The organism is Lentzea sp. NPDC004782, assembly GCF_040609115.1.
GTDB lineage: Bacteria > Actinomycetota > Actinomycetes > Mycobacteriales > Pseudonocardiaceae > Lentzea.
Genome location: NZ_JBEXJN010000097.1, coordinates 1 through 21068 on the forward strand (window position 1 = coordinate 1; position 21068 = coordinate 21068).

Sequence of the window (21068 nt, forward strand, 5' to 3'; positions counted from 1 at the left end):
GTCGGGGCCTTCCTCGGCCGTGGTGGGGCGGGGCTTGGCCAGCGGGTCGAGCAGGGCCTCGTACTTGGCGCCGGTGACCTTGTCCAGCTTCGCCCTGATCTCCAGGCAATCGTCCTTCCAGCGCATCACGTGCTGGTTGACCTGCCGCGCTGGTTCGGAATCGCGTGGTTCGGGGTCGTTCTGAAGGAGCGCGTAGACCAGCTTGCGGCCCATCGCCCGCAACGCCACCGGGTCATGTTCGCGCGCGAGGTCGACCACGGTCTGCTCGTACTCGGCGGGCAGATCCTTCATCACCTCGGCCACCACCGCGACATGCTCCATCGACAGCGCGCCCTCGGCCGCCGTCGACGCGGTCACCGGAAGAGCGGGCGCGATCTCGCTACCGGTCGGCGTGATCCCCGGCCCCAGCGGCCCGGCATTGGCCACCCACTGCTTGGCGGTATTCCGGCTCCAGCGGACCACGTGCTGCAACACCTGAGCCAAATCCTTGTAACCGAGTTCGCTCGCCGCGCCACGCCGATCCAGTTCGGCAATTTTGCGCAGAACCGCGTGCTCACGAGCCCGAATTTCCGTCACCTCATCGGCGAGACTGCGAAGCAGCTCGCTGGTAGAGAGAAGAGGAAGGTCGGGTTCGCTCACGTGTTCTAATCTACCGCAAGATCACGAGACGATAACGCCTAAATCCTTACACCAAAGAGTGAACTGTCCGACGCTGACTCAGTAAGCGGTAATTCCGGAAACCGGCGGTGCCCGCGCAACCAACCCCGTCATCGACCCTGAACGCGACCCCGCTCAGGCAGCGGGATCGGACTTCAGGAACGGCCCGACCCGCTTCCGGGCGATCAGCACGCACACCGCGAACGTGATCACCGCCCCGGCCACGGCCTGCGGCACCGTGTAGGCCCGCCCGTCGAAGGCGGACCCGGTGGGCGGCAGGATCACCGCGATGACCGCCGACGTGACCATGGCGAACGTCCGGAACTTGGGTCCCACGACAGCGGTGGCCAACGGCAGCGCCGCCCACAGCACGTACCAGGGCTGCAGCACCGGCCCGAGCACCAGGATCGCGCCGAGCGCCGCCCCGAGGCCGTTCATCGCCTTGATCCGCCCCTTGAAGCTGCGCCACAGCAGCACCACGGTGATCACCGCGGAGATGCCCTGCCCGAGCAGCCGCGTCAGCGCGATCATCGACTCGGTGTGGTTGCCCAGGCCCAGCATGATGCCGGTGCCGGCACCCAGGAACCCGAGCGCGGTCGGCGGCGACATCCACGACTTCACCGTCGAGGCGACGTTCAGCGTGGAGATCCACCCGAAGCCGAAGCCCGTGCCGAGGCAGATCGCGACCACGCCGACTCCGGCGATCACGGCCATCACCCCGGCCGCCAGTGCCAGGTGCTTGAGCTGACCGCCGAGCTTGCGGGCCACCAGGACGCCGAGGAACCCGAGCGCGGCCATCGCGGGGATCTTCACCATCGCGCCGCACACGATGAACGCCGCGCCGAGGGTGATCCACGACCACTTCAACGGTTCCAGCCCGCGCATCGCGAGCTCCAGGCCGACCAGCATCAGGCCGAGGGCCAGGCCGTCGTTGTGCACGCCGATGACGATGTGGAACAGCACCAACGGGTTCAGCGCGCCCAGCCACAGCGCGCCGACCGGTGGCACGCCGAAGCGGGCGGCCAGGCGCGGCAGCGCCCACACGATCATCGCGAGGCCGCACAGCACCAGCAGCCGGTGCACGAACACGCCGGACACCACGTGGTCGCCGGTCACCATCGCGGTCAGCCGGCCGAACGCGAGGAACAACGGCCCGTACGGCGCGGGCGTCTCACGCCAGATGTTCGGCACACCGCGCGTCAGCACGTGGTCGACCCCCAGCGCGTTGGCCGGGCCGAGGACGTACGGATCCAACCCGCGTGCCGCGATCTCGCTCTGCGCCAAGTACGAATACACGTCGCGCGAGAACATCGGCACGCAGAAGACCAGCGGCACGGTCCACATCAGCAGCGTGCGGTCCATCTGGCTGCGTGACACCAGGCGCGCGCGTCCAGGACGCACGAACCGGCCGAGCGCCAGCCACGCGGACACGATCATGAAGATGCCGGTCCAGACGACCCCCATCGCGACTGAAGGCATCCGCGAGAAAAGTCCGAGAACGGGCACGCCGTACAGCGGTGAGTAGATGGGTGCGGCGCCACCGCCGAGCGATCCGACGGTCAGCAGCAGCGCGCCGATGGTGCCCCAACGACGGACGATGTCCAGCTGGCGACGCTCTCGACCGTTCAAGAGGTCGCTCTCCGGAGTCACGGCTCCGCCGGAAGTGGGCATGCGGGCAGCGTATCCAGCCACGTTCAGCCGTGAGTCAGGTCACCCTGTGACCGCGATCTTTGCGACCTCCGGCTAAATACGCAACACTGGTGTTGTGAAAAACGCCGAGACCCACCTTGACGCCGTGCAACAGCACGACGGCAAGACTCGGCGCGCTGTCGCCAGGCTCCTGTTGGAGCAGGGTCCGGTCACCGCGGCAGCCGTTGCCGAGGAACTGGGCATCAGCCCCACGGCCGTGCGCCGTCACATCGACGCACTGCTCGCGGACGGCGAGGCGACCACGAGGGACGCTCCGCGCCAGACCCAACGGGGTCGTGGCCGTCCCGCGAAGCTCTTCCTGCTCACTGACGCCGGACGCGCCCGGTTCGGCCACGCCTACGACGACCTCGCGGTCGCCGCGATCAGGTTCCTCGCCCAGACAGGCGGCGAGGAGGCGGTCAAGGCGTTCGCGCAGAGCCGTGTCGACGCGCTCGTGGACCGGCACCGGACGGCGATCGTGGCCCAGGCCACACCCGCTGACCGGGCCAAGGCCCTTGCGGCCGCGTTGACCAGGGAGGGCTACGCTGCGTCGGCACGTCACGTCGGCGTGGGCGAGCAGTTGTGCCAGCACCACTGCCCGGTAGCCCACGTGGCGGCTGAGTTCCCCCAGCTGTGCGAGACCGAGACGGAGACGTTCGCGAATCTCCTCGGTTCTCACGTGCAGCGCCTCGCGACGATCGCAAGCGGCCATGCCGTCTGCACGACGCACATCCCGAACGTTCAACGGATCCCAGATGATGGAGGGGAGCCCGCATGACTGCCGCTGCCGAGCAGCGCACGCCCACCACGGTGCAGTCTCCGCTCACGCAGGAAGAGACCATCGCGTCTCTCGGCAACTACGAGTTCGGCTGGGCCGACTCGGACACTGCCGGCGCGAGCGCCCGCCGAGGCCTCAACGAGGACGTCGTCCGCGACATCTCGGCGAAGAAGGACGAGCCCGAGTGGATGCTCGAGTACCGGTTGAAGGCGCTCAAGCTCTTCGACCTCAAGCCGATGCCGAACTGGGGCGCCGACCTCTCTGGGATCGACTTCGACTCGATCAAGTACTTCGTGCGGTCCACGGAGAAGCAGGCCACCAGCTGGGAGGACCTGCCCGAGGACATCAAGAACACCTACGACAGGCTGGGCATCCCGGAGGCCGAGAAGCAGCGCCTCGTCGCCGGTGTCGCCGCCCAGTACGAGTCCGAGGTCGTCTACCACAAGATCCGCGAGGACCTCGAGGAACAGGGCGTCATCTTCCTCGACACGGACTCGGGTCTGCGGGAGCACCCGGAGCTGTTCAAGGAGTACTTCGGCTCGGTGATCCCGGCCGGTGACAACAAGTTCTCCGCGCTGAACTCCGCGGTGTGGTCCGGTGGCTCGTTCATCTACGTGCCGAAGGGCGTGCACGTCGAGATCCCGCTGCAGGCCTACTTCCGGATCAACACCGAGAACATGGGCCAGTTCGAGCGCACGCTGATCATCGTCGACGAGGGTGCCTACGTGCACTACGTCGAGGGCTGCACCGCGCCGATCTACTCGTCCGACTCGCTGCACTCGGCCGTCGTCGAGATCATCGTGAAGAAGGGCGGCCGCTGCCGCTACACGACGATCCAGAACTGGTCGAACAACGTCTACAACCTGGTCACCAAGCGCGCCAAGGCCGAAGAGGGCGCGACCATGGAGTGGATCGACGGCAACATCGGTTCCAAGGTGACCATGAAGTACCCGGCCGTCTTCCTGATGGGCGAGCACGCCAAGGGCGAGGTCCTCTCGATCGCGTTCGCGGGCGAGGGCCAGCACCAGGACGCCGGCGCGAAGATGGTCCACCTGGCGCCGCACACCTCCTCGACGATCGTGTCGAAGTCGGTGGCGCGCGGCGGTGGCCGCACCTCCTACCGCGGCCTGGTCCAGGTCAACAAGCGGGCGCACCACTCGAAGTCGACGGTGAAGTGCGACGCGCTGCTGGTAGACACCATCAGTCGCTCGGACACCTACCCGTACGTCGACGTGCGCGAGGACGACGTCGCGATGGGCCACGAGGCCACGGTCTCGAAGGTCTCCGAGGACCAGCTGTTCTACCTGATGTCGCGCGGCCTCAACGAGGACGAGGCCATGGCCATGATCGTGCGCGGGTTCGTCGAGCCCATCGCGCGCGAGCTGCCCATGGAGTACGCCCTCGAACTGAACCGCCTGATCGAACTGCAGATGGAAGGGGCCGTCGGCTGACATGGCCGCCCTGTCGACTCAACCTCACTCCCACGGTCTGGTTCCGGTTGCCTCGCGCGCGGAGCACTTCACGTCCTACGACGTGAACGCGTTCGAGGTGCCGGGTGGCCGTGAGGAGATCTGGCGCTTCACGCCTCTCAAGCGTCTGGCCGGTCTGCACTCCGGCGCTGCGGCAACGGGTTCGGTTGCCGTTGAGGTGAACGCCGCCGCCGGTGTCACCGTCGAGACGGTCGGTCGTGACGACGAGCGCCTCGGCAAGGCCGGTGTGCCCGGTGACCGCATCGCGGCGCAGGCGTACTCGTCGTTCGAGAACGCCACCGTCGTGACGCTGCCGGGTGACGCGAAGTCCGAGCCGACCACCGTCACGGTGACCGGCGCGGGCGCCGGGCAGGTCGCCTACGGTCACCTGCTGGTCAAGGCCGCGCAGTTCGCCGAGGGCACGGTGGTCCTGGACTACCGCGGTTCCGGCGCGTACGCGGAGAACGCCGAGTTCCTCGTCGCGGACGGCGCGCACCTCCAGGTGATCGCGATCCACGACTGGGCCGACGACGCCGTGCACGTCTCGCAGCACCACGTGAAGCTCGGCCGCGACGCGTCGATCAAGCACACGGTCGTGACGCTGGGCGGCGACGCCGTGCGCATCACGCCGGTCGTGCAGTACGCGGGCAAGGGCGGTGACGCCGAGCTGCTGGGCCTGTACTTCGCGGACGCGGGTCAGCACCAGGAGCACCGGCCGTTCATCGACCACTCGCAGCCGAACTGCCGCAGCAACGTCGTCTACAAGGGCGCGCTGCAGGGCGAGGGCGCGCACACCGTGTGGATCGGCGACGTGCTGATCCGCGTGGCCGCCGAGGGCACCGAGACGTTCGAGCTCAACCGCAACCTGGTGCTCACCGACGGCGCGCGCGCCGACTCGGTGCCGAACCTGGAGATCGAGACCGGCGAGATCGAGGGCGCGGGCCACGCCAGCGCCACCGGCCGGTTCGACGACGAGCAGCTGTTCTACCTGCAGGCGCGCGGCATCCCGGAGGAGCAGGCACGGCGTCTCGTCGTGCGCGGCTTCTTCCAGGAGCTGATCGCGAAGATCGCCGTTCCCGAGGTGCGCGAGCGCCTCGAAGCCGCCATCGAGGCAGAGCTCGAGGCGGTCGGGGCGTGATCCGCGTGTGCGCACTGTCCGAACTGGACGACCGCAAGCCGTTCGCCACCGAGGTCGAGGACACCTCGATCGTGTTGGTGCGCAACGGCGAGCGGGTGCACGCGCTCGCAGACGAATGCTCCCACGCGGCGGTGTCGTTGAGCGAGGGCGAGGTCTCCCGCAAGGGGATCGAGTGCTGGTTGCACGGGTCGTGCTTCGACCTGGAGACCGGCAAGCCCTCCTCGCTGCCCGCCACCGAACCGGTCGACGTCTACGCCGTCGACATCCGTGACGGAGACGTCTTCGTCGATGTCACCGTCACCACGAACTGACTTCAGCACCAGGAGATTTAGGTAGTCATGGCCACGCTTGAGATCAAGGACCTGCACGTCTCGGTCGTCAGCGAGGACGCCCCCAAGGAGATCCTCAAGGGCGTCGACCTGACGATCAAGGCGGGCGAGACCCACGCCATCATGGGCCCCAACGGCTCCGGCAAGTCCACGCTGTCGTACGCGATCGCCGGTCACCCCAAGTACGAGGTCACCTCGGGCTCGGTCACGCTCGACGGCGAGGACGTGCTGGAGATGTCCGTCGACGAGCGCGCCCGCGCGGGCCTGTTCCTCGCCATGCAGTACCCGGTCGAGGTGCCCGGCGTCTCGATGTCGAACTTCCTGCGCACCGCCGCCACCGCCGTGCGCGGTGAGGCCCCGAACCTCCGCCACTGGGTGAAGGAGGTCAAGGGCGCGATGGCCGACCTCGACATCGACCCGGCGTTCGCCGAGCGTTCGGTGAACGAGGGCTTCTCCGGCGGTGAGAAGAAGCGCCACGAGATCCTGCAGCTGGGCCTGCTCCAGCCGAAGATCGCGATCCTCGACGAGACCGACTCGGGTCTGGACGTCGACGCGCTGCGCGTCGTGTCCGAGGGCGTCAACCGCTACAAGGCCAACGGCGAGGTCGGCGTCATGCTGATCACGCACTACACCCGGATCCTCAAGTACATCTCGCCCGACTTCGTGCACGTGTTCGCGAACGGCCGCATCGTCGAGTCCGGCGGTCCGGAGCTCGCCGACGTGCTCGAGAACGAGGGTTACGTGAAGTACACCGGGAAGTCGGAAGCCGCAGCCCTGTCCTGACGTTGCAGTGTTTGATTCTGGGGGTTTCGAGGAGGCGCCCGCTGTGACCACCACCGCAGCACCACTGGACGTGACCGCTCTCCGAGCGGACTTCCCGATCCTGTCTCGCACCGTTCGTGACGGGAAGCGCCTGGTCTACCTGGACTCCGGCGCCACCTCGCAACGCCCGACGCAGGTTCTGGACGCGGAACGGGCGTTCCTGGAGCAGCACAACGCGGCTGTGCACAGGGGCGCCCACCAGCTCGCCGAGGAAGCCACCGACGCCTACGAGGGTGCGCGTCAGCGCATCGCGGACTTCGTCGGTGCCTCGTTCGGCGAGCTGGTGTTCACCAAGAACGCCACCGAGGGCTTCAACCTCGTGGCGTACGCGATGGGCAACGCCGCCACCTCGGGTCCCGAGGCGGAGCGGTTCCGGATCGGTCCCGGCGACGAGATCGTCGTGACCGAGATGGAGCACCACGCGAACCTCGTGCCGTGGCAGCAGCTCGCGCAGCGCACGGGTGCCACGCTGAAGTGGTTCGAGCTGACCCCGGACGGTCGCCTCGACCTGTCCGATGTGGACAGTGTGATCACGCCGCGCACCAAGGTCGTCGCGTTCACGCACCAGTCGAACGTGACCGGCGTGATCAACCCGGTCGACGTGCTCGTCGCGGCTGCCCGGAAGGTCGGCGCGCTGACCGTGCTGGACGCGTGCCAGTCGGTTCCGCACGGCCCGGTGGACTTCCACCGGCTGGGTGTGGACTTCGCGTCGTTCTCCGGCCACAAGATGCTCGGCCCGTCCGGCATCGGTGTCCTCTACGGACGTCGTGAGCTGCTGGAAGCGTTGCCTCCCTTCATCACCGGCGGCTCGATGATCGAGCTGGTGAAGATGGAGGGTTCGACGTTCGCGCCGCCGCCGCAGCGGTTCGAGGCGGGTTCGCCGATGACGTCCCAGGCCGTCGGCCTGGGTGCCGCGGTGGACTACCTGAGCGTCGTCGGCATGGAACGCATCCACGCGCACGAGCACGCGCTGACCGTTGCCGCGCTGGAAGGTCTGTCCGGCATCAAGGGTGTTCGGCTGCTCGGCCCCGCCGATGCGGTCGACCGCGGCGGCGCCGTGCCGTTCGAGATCGAGGGCGTCCACCCGCACGACGCCGGCCAGGTGCTCGACAGCCTGGGCATCGCGGTCCGCGTCGGCCACCACTGCGCGTGGCCGCTGCACCGCTGCCTGAACGCCCAGTCCAGCGTCCGCGCGTCGTTCTACCTGTACAACACGCTCGACGAGGTCGACGCCCTGGTGGACGGTGTCCGCGAGGCGCAGAAGTTCTTCGGGGTGGCCTGAGATGCAGCTCCAGCAGATGTACCAGGAGATCATCCTGGACCACTACAAGAACCCGCACGGCCGAGGCCTGCGCGACCCGTACGACGCGGAGTCGTTCCAGGTCAACCCGACCTGCGGCGACGAGGTGACGCTGCGCGTGCACGTCGTCGACGACGTGGTGCAGGACGTCTCCTACGACGGTCAGGGCTGCTCGATCAGCCAGGCCTCGACGTCGGTGTTGACCGACCTCGTCGTGGGTAAGCCGGTGGGCGAGGCGTTCAAGAAGATGGACGCGTTCGTCGAGCTGATGCAGGGCCGCGGCCAGGTGGAGCCCGACGAGGACGTCCTGGAGGACGGCATCGCCTTCGCCGGCGTCGCGAAGTACCCGGCACGCGTGAAGTGCGCGCTGCTGGGCTGGATGGCGTTCAAGGACGCAGTAGCACGAAGCCAGGGAGCAGCATGAGCACCGGTTCTGAAGAGGTCGTCCGGGGAGCCGAAGGCATGCCGGTCTTCGAACCCAAGGCCGACGTCGCCGCGCTGGACGACGTGGAAGAGGCGATGCGCGACGTCGTCGACCCCGAGCTCGGCATCAACGTCGTCGACCTGGGCCTCGTCTACGACATCCGCATCGACGAGGAGAACGTCGCCACCATCGACATGACGCTGACGTCCGCGGCCTGCCCGCTGACCGACGTCATCGAGGACCAGACCCGAGCGGCCCTGACCGGCGGCGCGGGCGGCGGCCTCGTGAGCGACTTCCGCATCAACTGGGTGTGGATGCCGCCGTGGGGCCCGGAGAAGATCACCGACGACGGCCGCGAGCAGCTGCGCGCGTTGGGCTTCACCGTCTGAGTTCTCAAGCTTTGGAACGGCGCGCATCCATCGGGTGCGCGCCGTTTTTCTTTGGTTCAATAAATGCGTTGCGACCGCTCGCCCAGGTCGCCTAACTTGATCGCAGCAAGACGGACAGAGATCAACACGGAGGACGACATGCTTGCCAAGGTCCAGCTCGCGGGATGGCGAATTCGCGCCTTCCTCGCCGGTTGCCTGCTGGCGCTGGCGTGGGGTTCCAGGCCATGACCTCGTAGCAGGTCACGACCTCGGAGCCGCCAGGGGGAATCCCGGGCGGCTTTTCTTTTGCCCTACCCGAGAATGCCGACGAGCTTCGGAAGCGGAACGGATTCCAAACCCGTTTCCCGAGGGTTCGACTCCTTCCGTCGGTGCTGCACAACTGAACACGGAAAGCAGGAAGCGGATCTAGCCCAACTGGTAGAGGCACATGGTTGAGGGCCATGACAGTCGGGGTTCGACTCCCCGGATCCGCACGCCCTCGTAGCCCAACGGAAGAGGCAACGCGCTCAGAACGCGTCCAGTCCAGGTTCGAATCCTGGTGAGGGCACTCGACAACTGAACGTCGAAGGGGGCGCGCCGGCGCGCAGGTGATCCTTGCAAGATCGCCCTGGAGGGTTCGACACCCTCGTCTTCCACTTCCGTCCCGTAGCTCAGCAGGAGAGAGCGTCCGTCTGATACGCGGCAGGTCCCAGGTTCAAGTCCTGGCGGGACGACCAACGTACAAAGGAAGCTGTGGATCAGCGCAGCAGAGCGATCTCAGCGGCCGGTGCCCTGTTCTTCGACGACGGGGGACGGGTCCTGCTGGTGGAGCCGACCTGCAAGCCCAGCTGGGAGATCCCCGGCGGGATCGTGGAACACGGCGAGACCCCGAGCGAGGCCTGCCGCCGCGAGATCGAGGAAGAGCTCGGCCTGCGACGACAGCCGGGCATCCATGACGGCTCCTGGCGGGGAGTTGCCGCGACCTGGCTCTGCCCGGTCAGGCCCAGGTGGCTGACCCGGTTGCACAACTCACTTCAGCGCCATCCCCGGGACACGGGCGCGGATCGCGTCCATGGTCTCCTCGTCGGAGACACCCTGCCAGTCGTGACGCGGCGTGTAAGGGGCGGTGAGGGCGCGCACGTCGTCGTCGCTGAGCTCCACTTCGAGTGACGCGATCGCGTCGTCGATCTGCTCGGTTGATCCGGCCCCGACCAGCGGGGCGGTGACGACCGGCTGCCGGTGCAGCCAGGCCAGGGCGATGGACGCGCGGCTCACGCCGTGTGCTGACGCGATCTTGCCGACGGCGTCGACGATGGCGCGGTTCGAGGCTTCCTGTTCCGGCGAGTAGAGCAGGTCTGCGTAGGAACCGTCGGTCTCGGAACGGGCGGTGGACTTCGCGTCGTCCCACCCGCGGGCAAGCCGACCGCGGGCGAGCGGGCTCCAGACGATGGTGCCGACGCCTTCGTCCAGGCAAAGCGGGATCATCTCGCGTTCTTCCTCACGCGCGAGCAGGTTGTAGTGGTTCTGCATGGACACGAAACGGCTCCAGCCGTGCAGCTTCTGCAGGTGCAGCGCCTTCGCGAACTCCCAGGCGAACATCGACGACGCGCCGAGGTAGCGCACCTTGCCGGCCTTGACCAGGTCGTGCAGCGCTTCGAGGGTCTCCTCCAACGGCGTCGTGTGGTCGTTGCGGTGCACCTGGTACAGGTCGATGTAGTCGGTGCCGAGCCGGCGTAGCGAGTGGTCGACCTCGGTCATGATCGCCTTGCGGGACAGACCTTTCCCGTTCGGTCCTGGACGCATGGGGTGACGCAGCTTGGTCGCGATCACCACGTCGTCGCGGTTCGCCAAGTCGTGCAGCGCGCGGCCGAGGATCTCTTCGCTGGTGCCGTTCGAGTACATGTTCGCGGTGTCGAAGAAGTTGATGCCCGCGTTCAGGGCGTGCTTGATCAGCGGCCGGGCGTCGTCCTCGCCGAGCGACCAGACGGGGTGGCCGTTGCCCGGCTCGCCGTAGGTCATCGCGCCGATCGCGACGGGTGAGACCTCGAGGCCCGTGGTTCCGAGCTTCACATAACGCATGGAGGGTGCCTTCCGAGAGGCGGAACTTGCGGAGGATCCTCCGCAAGTGCTCGCCAAACTAGCGGAGGATCCTCCGGGAGTCAATCGGAGGGCATCATTGATCCATGACCGACGAGACGTCGAGCACCTACGGCACGCAGCGCAAGGCCGCTGCGCGCAACCGTGTCGCGATCATCGAGGCTGCTCACGAGCTGTTCGCGGACAATCCGCTCGTGCCGCTGAGCGAGGTCGCCAAGCGCGCGGGCGTCGGCGCGGGAACGCTGTACCGCCACTTCCCGACCCGTGAGGACCTGATCCTGGCGGCCTATCAGCACGACATCGAACGTCTGACCGTCGCCGCCGACGAGGTGCTGGTGCGCCACCGCTCTGCCAAGGCCGCGTTCGTCGAGTGGTTCGAAACGCTGTCGGCCTACATCCGCGTCAAGCACGGCTTGGGCGACGCGTTGCACAGCGCCGCGGCGCAGGAGTTGATCAGCGCGTCCTGGGCGCCGGCCACGGCAGCGGTGGCGAAGCTCGTCGACGCCTGTGTGGCCGAGGGCACCATCGCTCCCGGCCACGATCCTGCGGACATCATCATGCTCATGAGCTTCTTGTGGCGCGTCCCGAACAACGCCGGCGGTGTGGCCCAGGGGCGTCGTCTGATCGCCGTTGTCTTCTCCGGTCTGAAGGAATCGCCTCAGCCGAGCTGAGGCTCAGGCGTAGACCCGTTCGACGAACGCCGCCAACTGGTCCTCCGGCAGGTGCCGGGCCAGATCCGCCTCCGACACCATGCCGACCAACCGGTGGTTCTCGATCACCGGCAGCCTTCGGATCTGGTTGTCTCCCATGGTCTCCAACACGTGGGCCAGGGAGTCCGACGCGTCGACCCAGTGCACGTGGCCGCCGAACTCGCCGGCCCTGGTCGCGGCCAGGTCCATGCCCGCGGCAACTGCCCTGACCACGATGTCGCGGTCGGTGATGATCCCGTGCAACCGGTCGTCCCTGCCGCAGATCGGCAGGGAGCCGACGTTGAGGTCGCGCATCATCCGAGCGGCCTCGACGAGGCTCGCGTCCTCGTCCACGCACTGCACTCCGGGGTGCATGATTTCGCGCGCTGTTGTCACAACACACCTCCCGTCCCACAGCATCCGCTCGGCTAAACCACTCTGCAGGGTGGTCCGCTGAACGGCCTAAACCCTTGCGGGCCGAACGGTTGTGAGTGCTACTCTCTGTGGCCCTGAGGTTACGCAGTTGCTATCTACGGGGGCCGTGATGAGCCTGTTAGCGCAACTGACCGACGATCCTTGGAGCGGTGTTACACCCTCCGTGTACGAGACCGGCAGGCTTGTCGCGCTGGCACCGTGGCTCACCGGGCACGACGCCCGCATTCGCTTCCTCCTCGACACCCAGCACCCCGACGGCACCTGGGGAGGACCGGGTGAGTACGCGCTGGTCCCGACGCTCAGCGCGGTCGACGCGCTCGGAGGGCACCCGGCGGCGCGCAGAGGTCTGGAGGCGCTCCGGAAGCTGCTGAGCCGTCCGCTGAAGTTGCCGGACACGGTCGCCGTCGAGCTCATCGTGCCCGCGCTCGCCGAGAGACTCGGGCTGCGCACCCCGCTCGACCCGCGCCCGCTGCACGCGCTGAGACAGCGGCCGCTCCCGGACAAGCTCTGGCACACCCTGGAGATCTTCGGTCCCCGTCCTGAGGTCACCACCGTCAACGGCATCGTCGCCGCCAGCCCCGCCGCCACCGCCGTCTGGCTGCAGGGGCCGCGAAAGGGAGAAAGCCTCGACTACCTGGAGACCGTCCAAAGCAGACACGGCGGTCCCGTCCCCGCCGGCGTTCCGGTCCCGCTGTTCGAACGTTCCTGGATCGTCGTCGCGTTGCGGTCCGCGGGCCTCGACGTCCCCGACCCGATGCCGGAAGAGATCAAAGCCGCGTTCACCGAAGAAGGCGCGCCCGGTGGTCCGGGACTTCCCGCCGATGCCGACGACACGGCCACCGCACTGCACGCGCTCGCGTTGTGCGACAGCCCGAGGCCCACCGAGGTGCTCAGCCGCTATCGGGAAGCCCGCCACTTCGCCTGCTTCCCGAACGAGCGCACCCCGTCCACCAGCACGAACGCCCACGCGCTGCAGGCACTCGGCGAAGACCGGCAACTGGAGGAGTGGCTGCGCGACATGCAGCAACCGGAAGGCTTCTGGCGCGACAAGTGGCACGCCTCGCCCTACTACGCGACGGCGTGCGTGACGAACGCCCTGCGGGGCAACGAAAAGGCGGTCGACTGGGTGTTGGGGACGCAACGAAGCGACGGCTCGTGGGGCAGATGGACGGGCACCTACGAGGAAACCGCCTACGCCATCAGGATTCTGTCCCATTCGACCCGAGACGTCAGCGAAGCCATGACCCGCGGCGCGCGGTTCCTGCACGAGTGGGGTGACCAGCCGCATCCGCCGCTCTGGCACGACAAGGACCTCTACACGCCGACGAGGATCGTGCAGGCGGAAGGGATGGCGGCGCTCCACCTCGCCTGCGCGGTGTGCCGATGAACCGCACCGAACTGAGGTTCGCGCTGCACCTGCTCCCGTTCCTGGACTCGGTGGAGGACTTCGAGGACGGCCTGGTGAAGCTGTCCGACCGGCGCTGGCTCGTCTGGCACCCTGACGTGATGGCCGCGCTGTTCCGCCACGACCGCGACCTGCGCCACCCGCCGAGCCGGACGCTGAGCCCGTTGCTGGGCAACCGTTCCGTGCTCTGGCTCGACGGCGACGAGCACACCGCGTACCGCCGCACGCTCGCACCGATGTTGCGCGGCCACCGCTACCGCGCGCTCATCGACGAGATGGTCGAACGTTCGATCGCCGAGCTGCCGAGCGGCGACCCGGTCGGGCTCGCCCAGTGGACGCGCAAGCTCACCCTGAGGATCATCGGGCGCATCGTCTTCGGCGTCGACGACGAGGAGCTGCTCGGCGCGTTCACCCGCTGGCTGGACCGCCGTCTCGGCAGCCGCGTCCGCACCCTCGCGCACCGCTACCTCACCCCCGGCACCACGAGGTTCGACCCGCACCTCGACCGGATGCTGCTGCACCGCGCCACCACCGCAGAACCGCCTGCCCTGGCGGCCTTCCTGCCACCGGAGGACCTGCGCGACCAGGTCGTCTCGTTGCTCTTCGCCGGCCACGAGACGACCGCGAGCGCGACCGCGTGGACGGTGTACTGGATCGACCGCACCCCTGGCCTCGCGGACGAGGTCCTCGACGACCCCGACCTGCTCGATGCCACGATCACGGAGTCGCTGCGGCTGTCCCCGCCGGCGACGCTGGCCGGCAACCGCATGAGCGGCGACGGCATGGTGCTCACGCCGAGCATCTACCTCGCGCACCGCCGTGCCGCGACCTACCCGCATCCGCACACGTTCGACCCGGCCCGCGAACAGCCGCCGCCGGGCGCGTTCTTCCCGTTCGGCGGGGGAGTGCGCCACTGTCCGGGGAAAGACCTGGCGTTGCTGGAGATCAGGTTGATCGTCACCGCCCTGCTGCGGCACCGGCGCATCCGGCTCAACGCCACGACCTGCACACCCCAGTTGCGGGGCGCCGCGATGGCGCCGCCGCCGAGCCTCGCGATGGTGGCCACTTGCCGGCGCTGACCCACCTGCACCGAGTGGAACACCCCTTCGGCATGCACTACGCGTGCTGCGCGGCCTGGGGTGCCTGCTACGCAACGAGATTCGACCTCGCCGTGGTGATCGCGGTGCTCGCCAACTTCGTCGCGATCATCTCCGGCAACCCGCTCAACGCCTACGCCGACGTCCGCAACGACATCCACACCGCGGAGAAACGCCATCTGGCGCGGGCGGTGCAGGAGATCGGCGCGGACAGGGTCCTCGCGCTGGCGATCTTCGAGATGATCTTCGCCGAGGCGCTGGCGATCGCCGTGTCGTGGCGCGTGGCGGTCGGCGTCGGGCTGATTCTCGTGCTGTACCTGGCCTACAACCTCGAACCGATCAGGCTGAAACGCCGTGGCTATGCCGGTCCGGTCGTGCTGGCGATCGCGGCGGGGTTGTTGCCGAGCGTGACCGCTTATGCGGCAGCCGGGGGACAGGCCGACCCGGCGGTGTGGCTGGTGTTCTCCGGTGTCGCGGCGCTCGCGACCGGCAGGGCGTTGTGGTGGGCCGTTCCCGACCGCGCGGGGGATGCGCGCGTCGGCTCGAAGACACCCGCTGTCGTCTACGGCACAACGCATGCGGTCAACGCGACCACGCAGCTGACCGTCGGTGGGCTGCTGCTGGTCGGTGGCGGACTGTGGTTCAGGTTCGGGGTGGTGTGGGCCGCGGTGGGCGTGGCGGCCTGCTCGGCGTTCCTGCTCGCGCGCGACCTGCCGACCGCTCGGCAGCAGCTGCGTTACGGCATGTCGATGGCGGTGGCGTCGACGGTCGTGCTGGCCGCGATCCCGTTGCTCGCCTAGGGCTTGCGCGCGAGGCCGCCGCAGCCCTGGAAGTGCTCCGGGTTGCGGTCCTGGACCTCGTCGGGATCCGGTTCCCACAACGGGATCGGCGCCACGCCCGGTGCCAGGATCTCCATGCCGTCGAAGAACTGCACGACCTGCTCCGGGTACCGGAACGTGAACGTCGGCAACGGCTGATCCTCGTACATGGCGCCGAAAAGCCCCACCGCCGCCAGCATGAACGGGTCGCGGCAGGTGTGCGAGAGCCCCAGGAAGCTGCCGGGCGCCAACGCGTCCATGTACTGGGCCAGCACCTTGTGCGGCTCGGCGGAGTCGGGCACGAAGTGCAGCACGTCCAGCACCAGCACGGCGACCGGCTCGGACAGGTCCAGCGTCGAGCGGACCTCCGCCGACTCCAGCACCTTCTCCGGCTCGCAGAGGTCCGCGCACAGGTACGAGACCCGCGGGTCGCCCGCGACGATCGCGCGGCCCTCGCTCGCCACCGCCGGGTCGATCTCCACGTACACCACGCGGGCGTCCGGGGCGACGAGGTGCACGTTGTCGGCGGTCGGCAGGCCGGAGCCCAGGTCGAGGAACTGCCGGATCCCCAGCGCGGTCAGCCTGCTGACGATCCGGCCCAGGAACGAGCGGTGCGTGCGGCACAGGTACGGCAGGTGCGGTGCCGCGGACACGAGGTGGGCCGCCAGTTCCTGGTCGGCTTCCGTGTTGTGGGTGCCGCCGAGCCAGTAGTCCCTGACGCGCGCGGTGTTGGGTTTCTCCGGACCGTTCACTCCCGGTGCCCAGATGGGGGTGGCCACGGGGACTAACTACCGGATCCGGGCTTGGACGCACACCAAGCAGACGCGAGATGTACACGATCGAGTGAACACCACCCGAAGGGTCTTCAGGCCGGAGTGGTTTGTGCGACGAGGAATCCCACGACGTCGTCCAGCCTGCCGCGCCGCGCGAACGCCCTCCGCTGCCGTGCCGCGCCCGTGCCGTCGAGCAGCAACCGGTCGATGCCGTCGCTCACCATCTCGTAGTCGCCGGAGAACTCCAGCGCCGGCCGGATCCACCGCAGCAACGACGCGGCGATCGTGGACGCCGGCGTCGGCGCACCGGTCGCCGGGTCGATCCCGAAGCCCTCCAGGCCGTCACGCGCGGCACGCCACATCGCGACCTTCAGCAGGTGCGGTGGGATCGGGGTGGGCGCGGCACCGGAACCCAGTGCGGTGGCGGCGATTCCGCGCACCAGAGCGGCCAGCAGGACGGCTTCCTCGACCGTGGGCGCGACGTCCGACACGCGGAGTTCCAGCGTGGGGTGGCGGGCGGACAGCCGGACGTCCCAGTAGAGCATCCCCGCGTCCATCGCCGCGCCGCTCGCGACGATCTCCTCCCGGGCCGCGTAGTACTCGGCCGCGGAGTCGAAGTGCGGTGGCGCACCCGAAGTGGGCCAACGGTTCCAGACCACGTAACGCCAGCTCGCGTAGCCCGTGTCGGCGTCGAGCCAGTAGGGCGAGTTCGCCCCGAGCGCCAGCAGGGTCGGCAGCCACGGCCGCAGGTGGTTGCTCACGAAGATCTTCGACTCGTCGTCGGGCAGCCCCACGTGCACGTGACAGCCGCAGATCGCGAGGTCGTTGGTGAGCGCGCCCATCTCCTGCGCCATCCGGTGGTAGCGCGGGGAGTTCGTCAACGGCGTCGGCATCGTCAGTCCCAGCACGGGAGTTCCGGTCGCGGCGAGCCGCGCGTCGTGCCGCGCCGCCCGTTCGATCAACGCCCGGCGCGCGACGGCCAGCTCGTCGCGCAGCTCGCCCATGTCCGTGCAGATGCCGCTGGCCGATTCCACCTGGTACTGCGCGATTTCCTGCTGCAGGTCGACCTGGTAGCGGTCCGCGCCGGCGAGCACCTCGGTGGCGCGGTTGGCCAGATGCCCCGTGGAGGCTTCGACGAGGACGAATTCTTCTTCCACCCCAACGGTGAGGAGGCCGTCCATGCTCGTGCGTTGTGCGGGTACCGATTGAGTTCTGCTGCCGACCTGCACGCCGAACCTCCTGTGCGCTGAGTAACGACCTCGATGCTATGAGTGATCAGGTCGTCGCACAGGAGGCGTTCGGTTGTACTTCTCAACTCACCGCACGTTGCGCGGCACCACGCAGCACGTCGTGTCGTTCGCTGCCCGGCCTTCCCATGACCCAGCTCGACCCGGCGAGCGACTTCGCGTGCTCCTTGACTGGCGCCAGCAACCGCGACACCTCGCGATACGACCCCACTGACCCCGCAGCACAGATAAGGGTCGCAAGAGAGAGGGTGATGTGTCGTCCCTCCGCCGTGTACGGCTTGTCGAGCAAACGGGCACTCAGCGGCACCGTTTCGTCGAGCCCGGCGAGGATCAGGAAGTCGTCACCGCCGACGTGCCCCACCTGCACACCGGGGAACGCGTGCGCGAGCTCCGCCAGGTCGTGCCCGATCTCGCGGATCAGGTCGTCACCGGCCGCGAACCCGACCGTGTCGTTGACCAGCTTGAAGCTGTCCACGTCCAGCCAGCAGACCGCGAAGATCTCGCCGGCCTCGATGCGCCGGTCGACCTCCTTCGCGATCGCGTCGCTGCCGGGCAGGCGGGTGAGCGGGCTGAGCGCGGCCGCCTGCTCCACCTTGAGCTCCGCGACGCCGCGCACGACATCAGCAACACGCACAACACCCATGCACCGCTCGTTGTGGTCCACGACGATGAGGTCGTCGTTGGTGCGCTCACGGTTCGCATGGGCGACCACGTCGAGCAGGTCGAGCGCCGACGACTCGGTGCCGATGATGTGCGGCTTGTCCGCGAGCCGTGCCGCCTCGCGCTTGGCGTGCAGGGCGTGCCCGTACGGCCCGGTGACCGCGAGCAGGAACCGGTTGCGGTCCACCGACCACTTCGGGCGGCCTTCGTCGTCGACGAGCACGACGCCGGTGACCGACGGCTGCGAGGCGAGGACCTCGCGGACCTCCTCGCTGGTGGCGTGCTCGGGCAGCGTGGTGGCGGGGTGCAGGAAGTCCGTGACCCTGGGACCGGTGTTGCTGCGGCGGATCTCGCCGGTCTCCGTGACCGCTTCCGGCGCGATGCGGGCGTTCACGGCGGGTCTTCGCTGCGGTGGCGCGAGCATGTTGCCCTGCGCGTGCCCGACACCCAGCTTGCGCAGGTACGTCAGCTCGGCCTCGGTCTCCACGCCTTCGGCCACGACCTGACTGCCCGTGTACTCGCCGAGGTGCACCAACGACCGCACCAGCGCGCCACGCGCGGCGTCGTCCGGCAACGTGCGGACGATCTCGCGGTCGAGCTTGATGAAGTCCGGCGCGGCGCTGGTCAGCAGGCCGAGCGGCACGTCGCCCTCGCCCACGCAGTCGAGCGCGATGCGGAAACCGTTGTCCCGCAGCGTCTTGAGACCTCTGGCGAGCCTGGCGCGGTTGGCCCGCGAGTACGGCTCGCCGACCTCGATCACGACGCTCGACGGCGTCCTGCCGACCTCGCGGAGGGCGCCGTAGAGCGGCGACATCATCTCCGGTTTGTCGGCCACGGTGAGCGCGAGCAGGTTCACGTGCAGCGGCAGCAGCAGGTCGAAGTCGGCCGCCGCGCGGACCGCGCGGCAGGCGAGACCGACGTCGGCGTTGCTGAGCAGCCGAGCCTGGAACGCAGCTTGCAGAAGGTCCTGCACAGTTCCGTCGTGGGGGCGGGCCAGCGCCTCTACCGCGACAACGCCGCCGGTGTTGAGGTTGAACAGCGGCTGGAAGGCGAACCTGACGTCATCCAGCAATGCGGGCACGTCTCAAATCGTGCAGGTGCGAATGACTTTGCGCCAGAGTGGTTAACCGGGAATTCACCACTTTGGCGCCGGTGCGCCACGGTCGGTCAGCGCTCCGTAGCACCGGACTCACGCAGGGGGTTTGCCGAAGATCAGCTTCCATTTGAGATGACGCGGCGCCGAGGCGAACAGAGCGGACATCGCCGCTGTTGTCCCGCAGACGTCCTCCCGGCCCGAGAGATAGGCTTTCTGCAGGTCAGCGGGCAGTTGGAAGAACAGCTCGAAGAAGTCCCTGGTTTCGTCGGCGTCCATTCGCAGCAGTGCTTCCAGGCCCAGTCGCCGGAGTCCGTGGACCACCCGAGCCCTTCTCGGCCAGATGACGTGGTGCGGGTTCTCACCCGCCTTGACGGCCTGCGCGACTTTCGGTGCGAGCTGCAGGGAGGTGGCGACGCTGTAGCCGGTCGCGGGGTGGATGAAGCCCGCTGACGCGCCGAACGCCAGACCCTTGTCGCGCGGTGCGTCCAAGGGAAACCGGACGCGTTCCTCTCTGCGGCCGGGTTCGCGCCGTGTGCGCAACCTGCTTCTGAGCTCGCTGAGCGGCATGCCGGGGCGACGGGCCAGGCAGGTCTCCTCGACGAGGACTTCGCCGTCGCCGAGCGGGACCCGGTAGAGGAACGTGTCGCCGTTGCGCCAATCCATCAGCGTTGTATCGGTGTCATCCGACTCGATGACCGTGCCCACCGCCGTCTGCTCCGCACGGCCCTTGCGCGCGCCTGTGGCGTTGAACGTGTAGCGCGCCGGTGCGGGGCGTTGGAGCACGGTCACCGCTTCGGGCAGCTCGTGCAGATGTGCGTTGTCGAGGACCACGTAGGTGCGTGGGATCAGGTGCTCCTCGCGCGCGTAGGCGCGAACTGTCGTGCTGACCGCCTTCGTTCGTGTGTGTGGTGGGAGCTCGTCGGCCCACGCGCCATATGTCGCTGTGTAGAGGCGATGGGGGTGGCGGTCGACGATCGCGGTGTCAAGGCCTTCCTGCGCGCAGGCGCGGGCGAGGGCGCGGCCGGCCGGGCCGCCGCCGATCACGAGCACGTCGAACACGAGGTCCATGATTGACGTTGTGGCCAAGACCTACCGATCGACCCTCATCCGCCGCGTCGGCAACGTCGTGATCGGCCGTGCCGTGTCGCTGGGTATCGCACCCTCCCACTACGTGCTGCTGACGATCCGTGGGCGCCGCAGTGGGTTGCAGCGCACGATCCCCATCCGTTTGATGCGCCACGACGGGCAGGAGTGGTTCGTCGCGCCGTACGGGGTTCGTGACTGGGTGCGCAACGCACGAGCGGCCGGCACGGCGGTCGTGCGAAGGGGACGCAGGTCACGTCAGGTTCGTTTGACGGAGGTTTCCGCGGCCGTCGCGGCGCCGGTGCTGGCCGCTTATGTGCGGAAGGAGCCGGTGACCAGGCCGTTCTTCGACGCACGCGTCGGCGACCCGGTCTCGGCGTTCGAGGCGGAGGCATCGCGGCATCCGGTGTTCCGGGTCGAGAACGTGCAGGTCAGTGGCGGTTCCGTGGCCTAGGTGACCCCCCGATTTGGAGATCGAAACACCCCCGTGTAATCTTCTCCAAGTCAGAGCGACACGGGCCGGGAAACAAGCCGGAACGGGCCTGGCACAAGCCGGAAGAACAAAGAGCCTCTCAGGGGCGGATTTGACACCGGCGAGAAACACCAAATAAGCTTTAGCAGCACAAGCCCCGAGAGAAACTCTCCGGAAACGGAGAATGGAACCGGTGAGCGCGTGTTCTTTGAGAACTCAACA

21 protein-coding genes, 3 tRNA genes and 1 pseudogene are annotated in these 21068 nt (G+C 68.2%); 17 read left to right on the forward strand and 8 right to left on the reverse strand.

The genetic code is table 11. The features are described 5' to 3' along the window. Together ABZV40_RS43690 and mptB are read right to left on the reverse strand one after the other, a co-directional pair. The coding region (locus ABZV40_RS43690) for a DUF222 domain-containing protein (protein ID WP_355455730.1) at positions 1-639 on the reverse strand (639 nt) is incomplete at its 3' end. Positions 640-792: 153 nt separating this feature from the next. Further along, positions 793-2328, reverse strand: a complete 1536-nt coding sequence (gene mptB, locus ABZV40_RS43695) for a polyprenol phosphomannose-dependent alpha 1,6 mannosyltransferase MptB (RefSeq protein ID WP_355455732.1) — start codon at positions 2326-2328, stop codon at positions 793-795. A gap of 124 nt (positions 2329-2452) precedes the next feature. Between mptB and ABZV40_RS43700 the strand changes: the two genes are divergently transcribed. From ABZV40_RS43700 to ABZV40_RS43755, 12 genes and pseudogenes are all read left to right on the forward strand, one after another. Then, positions 2453-3124 carry a metalloregulator ArsR/SmtB family transcription factor gene (locus tag ABZV40_RS43700; RefSeq protein WP_355455734.1) on the forward strand — a complete coding sequence of 224 codons (672 nt, stop codon included), beginning with the start codon at positions 2453-2455 and terminating at the stop codon, positions 3122-3124. After that, positions 3121-4575 (forward strand): Fe-S cluster assembly protein SufB, encoded by a 1455-nt coding sequence (gene sufB, locus ABZV40_RS43705; RefSeq protein WP_189259062.1) that lies wholly within the window; start codon positions 3121-3123, stop codon positions 4573-4575. Before ABZV40_RS43700 ends, sufB begins: the two co-directional genes overlap by 4 nt. Before the next feature lies 1 nt (position 4576). Then, complete coding sequence (gene sufD, locus ABZV40_RS43710; RefSeq protein WP_355455736.1) at positions 4577-5731, forward strand: Fe-S cluster assembly protein SufD; 1155 nt, start codon at positions 4577-4579, stop codon at positions 5729-5731. After that, on the forward strand, positions 5728-6042 hold the full coding sequence (locus tag ABZV40_RS43715) for a non-heme iron oxygenase ferredoxin subunit (RefSeq protein ID WP_355455738.1): 315 nt from the start codon (positions 5728-5730) through the stop codon (positions 6040-6042). Before sufD ends, ABZV40_RS43715 begins: the two co-directional genes overlap by 4 nt. A gap of 27 nt (positions 6043-6069) precedes the next feature. After that, on the forward strand, positions 6070-6843 hold the full coding sequence (sufC, locus tag ABZV40_RS43720) for a Fe-S cluster assembly ATPase SufC (protein WP_355455740.1): 774 nt from the start codon (positions 6070-6072) through the stop codon (positions 6841-6843). A gap of 43 nt (positions 6844-6886) precedes the next feature. Beyond that, a complete protein-coding gene (locus ABZV40_RS43725) occupies positions 6887-8164 on the forward strand; it encodes a cysteine desulfurase (RefSeq protein ID WP_355455742.1) in 1278 nt (425 codons plus the stop codon). Between the two features lies 1 nt (position 8165). Next, on the forward strand, positions 8166-8606 hold the full coding sequence (gene sufU, locus ABZV40_RS43730) for a Fe-S cluster assembly sulfur transfer protein SufU (RefSeq protein WP_030470337.1): 441 nt from the start codon (positions 8166-8168) through the stop codon (positions 8604-8606). Beyond that, entirely contained in the window at positions 8603-8995 is a 393-nt protein-coding gene (locus ABZV40_RS43735) for a metal-sulfur cluster assembly factor (protein WP_355455745.1), read from the forward strand. The genes sufU and ABZV40_RS43735 overlap by 4 nt, the downstream gene beginning before the upstream one ends. Positions 8996-9394: 399 nt before the next feature. Beyond that, a tRNA-Leu gene (locus tag ABZV40_RS43740) sits at positions 9395-9468 on the forward strand. A gap of 1 nt (position 9469) precedes the next feature. Then, a tRNA-Leu gene (locus ABZV40_RS43745) sits at positions 9470-9542 on the forward strand. A 92-nt stretch (positions 9543-9634) separates the two neighbouring features. Then, positions 9635-9711, forward strand: a tRNA-Ile gene (locus ABZV40_RS43750). An 88-nt stretch (positions 9712-9799) separates the two neighbouring features. Next, positions 9800-9853 (forward strand): annotated as a pseudogene (locus ABZV40_RS43755) (hypothetical protein); the annotation flags it as partial. Positions 9854-10003: 150 nt separating this feature from the next. Here the strand turns inward: ABZV40_RS43755 and ABZV40_RS43760 are convergent. Further along, positions 10004-11053 (reverse strand): aldo/keto reductase, encoded by a 1050-nt coding sequence (locus tag ABZV40_RS43760; protein ID WP_355455747.1) that lies wholly within the window; start codon positions 11051-11053, stop codon positions 10004-10006. A 104-nt stretch (positions 11054-11157) separates the two neighbouring features. Between ABZV40_RS43760 and ABZV40_RS43765 the strand changes: the two genes are divergently transcribed. Continuing rightward, a complete protein-coding gene (locus ABZV40_RS43765) occupies positions 11158-11742 on the forward strand; it encodes a TetR/AcrR family transcriptional regulator (RefSeq protein WP_355455749.1) in 585 nt (194 codons plus the stop codon). A gap of 3 nt (positions 11743-11745) precedes the next feature. Here the strand turns inward: ABZV40_RS43765 and ABZV40_RS43770 are convergent, their stop codons facing one another. Continuing rightward, positions 11746-12156, reverse strand: a complete 411-nt coding sequence (locus ABZV40_RS43770; RefSeq protein ID WP_355455751.1) for a CBS domain-containing protein — start codon at positions 12154-12156, stop codon at positions 11746-11748. A 202-nt stretch (positions 12157-12358) separates the two neighbouring features. On the opposite strand from ABZV40_RS43770, the gene ABZV40_RS43775 reads away from it, so the two are divergent. Genes ABZV40_RS43775 through ABZV40_RS43785 form a run of 3 tightly spaced genes read left to right on the forward strand, consistent with a single transcriptional unit; the run spans position 12359 to position 15497 of the window. Continuing rightward, positions 12359-13582: a prenyltransferase/squalene oxidase repeat-containing protein gene (locus tag ABZV40_RS43775; protein WP_355455753.1), complete on the forward strand. Its 1224-nt coding sequence runs from the start codon at positions 12359-12361 to the stop codon at positions 13580-13582. Beyond that, a complete protein-coding gene (locus ABZV40_RS43780) occupies positions 13579-14679 on the forward strand; it encodes a cytochrome P450 (RefSeq protein ID WP_355455755.1) in 1101 nt (366 codons plus the stop codon). The genes ABZV40_RS43775 and ABZV40_RS43780 overlap by 4 nt, the downstream gene beginning before the upstream one ends. Then, positions 14667-15497, forward strand: a complete 831-nt coding sequence (locus tag ABZV40_RS43785) for a UbiA family prenyltransferase (protein ID WP_355455757.1) — start codon at positions 14667-14669, stop codon at positions 15495-15497. Before ABZV40_RS43780 ends, ABZV40_RS43785 begins: the two co-directional genes overlap by 13 nt. Here the strand turns inward: ABZV40_RS43785 and ABZV40_RS43790 are convergent. From ABZV40_RS43790 to ABZV40_RS43805, 4 genes are all read right to left on the reverse strand, one after another. Beyond that, a complete protein-coding gene (locus tag ABZV40_RS43790; RefSeq protein ID WP_355455759.1) occupies positions 15494-16294 on the reverse strand; it encodes an SAM-dependent methyltransferase in 801 nt (266 codons plus the stop codon). The two genes, ABZV40_RS43785 and ABZV40_RS43790, sit on opposite strands and share 4 nt — an antisense overlap. Positions 16295-16380: 86 nt before the next feature. Then, a complete protein-coding gene (locus tag ABZV40_RS43795; protein ID WP_355455761.1) occupies positions 16381-17469 on the reverse strand; it encodes a glutamate--cysteine ligase in 1089 nt (362 codons plus the stop codon). A gap of 130 nt (positions 17470-17599) precedes the next feature. Continuing rightward, the gene (locus tag ABZV40_RS43800; protein ID WP_355455763.1) at positions 17600-19276 is read right to left on the reverse strand and encodes a GGDEF domain-containing protein; all 1677 of its coding nucleotides are present in this window, start codon (positions 19274-19276) and stop codon (positions 17600-17602) included. Between the two features lie 108 nt (positions 19277-19384). Then, positions 19385-20359 (reverse strand): lycopene cyclase family protein, encoded by a 975-nt coding sequence (locus tag ABZV40_RS43805; protein WP_355455765.1) that lies wholly within the window; start codon positions 20357-20359, stop codon positions 19385-19387. On the opposite strand from ABZV40_RS43805, the gene ABZV40_RS43810 reads away from it, so the two are divergent. Next, positions 20358-20828: a nitroreductase family deazaflavin-dependent oxidoreductase gene (locus tag ABZV40_RS43810; RefSeq protein WP_355455767.1), complete on the forward strand. Its 471-nt coding sequence runs from the start codon at positions 20358-20360 to the stop codon at positions 20826-20828. The genes ABZV40_RS43805 and ABZV40_RS43810 overlap by 2 nt on opposite strands. Positions 20829-21068 lie beyond the last annotated feature (240 nt).

What these genes read in the sequence shown, in the direction of transcription:
- sufB (WP_189259062.1), top strand. Translation starts at nt 3,121, where the DNA reads ATGACTGCCGCTGCCGAGCAGCGCACGCCCACCACGGTGCAGTCTCCG.
- sufD (WP_355455736.1), top strand. Translation starts at nt 4,577, where the DNA reads ATGGCCGCCCTGTCGACTCAACCTCACTCCCACGGTCTGGTTCCGGTT.
- ABZV40_RS43735 (WP_355455745.1), top strand. Translation starts at nt 8,603, where the DNA reads ATGAGCACCGGTTCTGAAGAGGTCGTCCGGGGAGCCGAAGGCATGCCG.
- ABZV40_RS43780 (WP_355455755.1), top strand. Translation starts at nt 13,579, where the DNA reads ATGAACCGCACCGAACTGAGGTTCGCGCTGCACCTGCTCCCGTTCCTG.
- ABZV40_RS43795 (WP_355455761.1), bottom strand. Translation starts at nt 17,469, where the DNA reads ATGGACGGCCTCCTCACCGTTGGGGTGGAAGAAGAATTCGTCCTCGTC.
- ABZV40_RS43805 (WP_355455765.1), bottom strand. Translation starts at nt 20,359, where the DNA reads ATGGACCTCGTGTTCGACGTGCTCGTGATCGGCGGCGGCCCGGCCGGC.
- ABZV40_RS43810 (WP_355455767.1), top strand. Translation starts at nt 20,358, where the DNA reads ATGATTGACGTTGTGGCCAAGACCTACCGATCGACCCTCATCCGCCGC.
- sufC (WP_355455740.1), top strand. Translation starts at nt 6,070, where the DNA reads ATGGCCACGCTTGAGATCAAGGACCTGCACGTCTCGGTCGTCAGCGAG.
- ABZV40_RS43760 (WP_355455747.1), bottom strand. Translation starts at nt 11,053, where the DNA reads ATGCGTTATGTGAAGCTCGGAACCACGGGCCTCGAGGTCTCACCCGTC.
- sufU (WP_030470337.1), top strand. Translation starts at nt 8,166, where the DNA reads ATGCAGCTCCAGCAGATGTACCAGGAGATCATCCTGGACCACTACAAG.
- mptB (WP_355455732.1), bottom strand. Translation starts at nt 2,328, where the DNA reads ATGCCCACTTCCGGCGGAGCCGTGACTCCGGAGAGCGACCTCTTGAAC.
- ABZV40_RS43765 (WP_355455749.1), top strand. Translation starts at nt 11,158, where the DNA reads ATGACCGACGAGACGTCGAGCACCTACGGCACGCAGCGCAAGGCCGCT.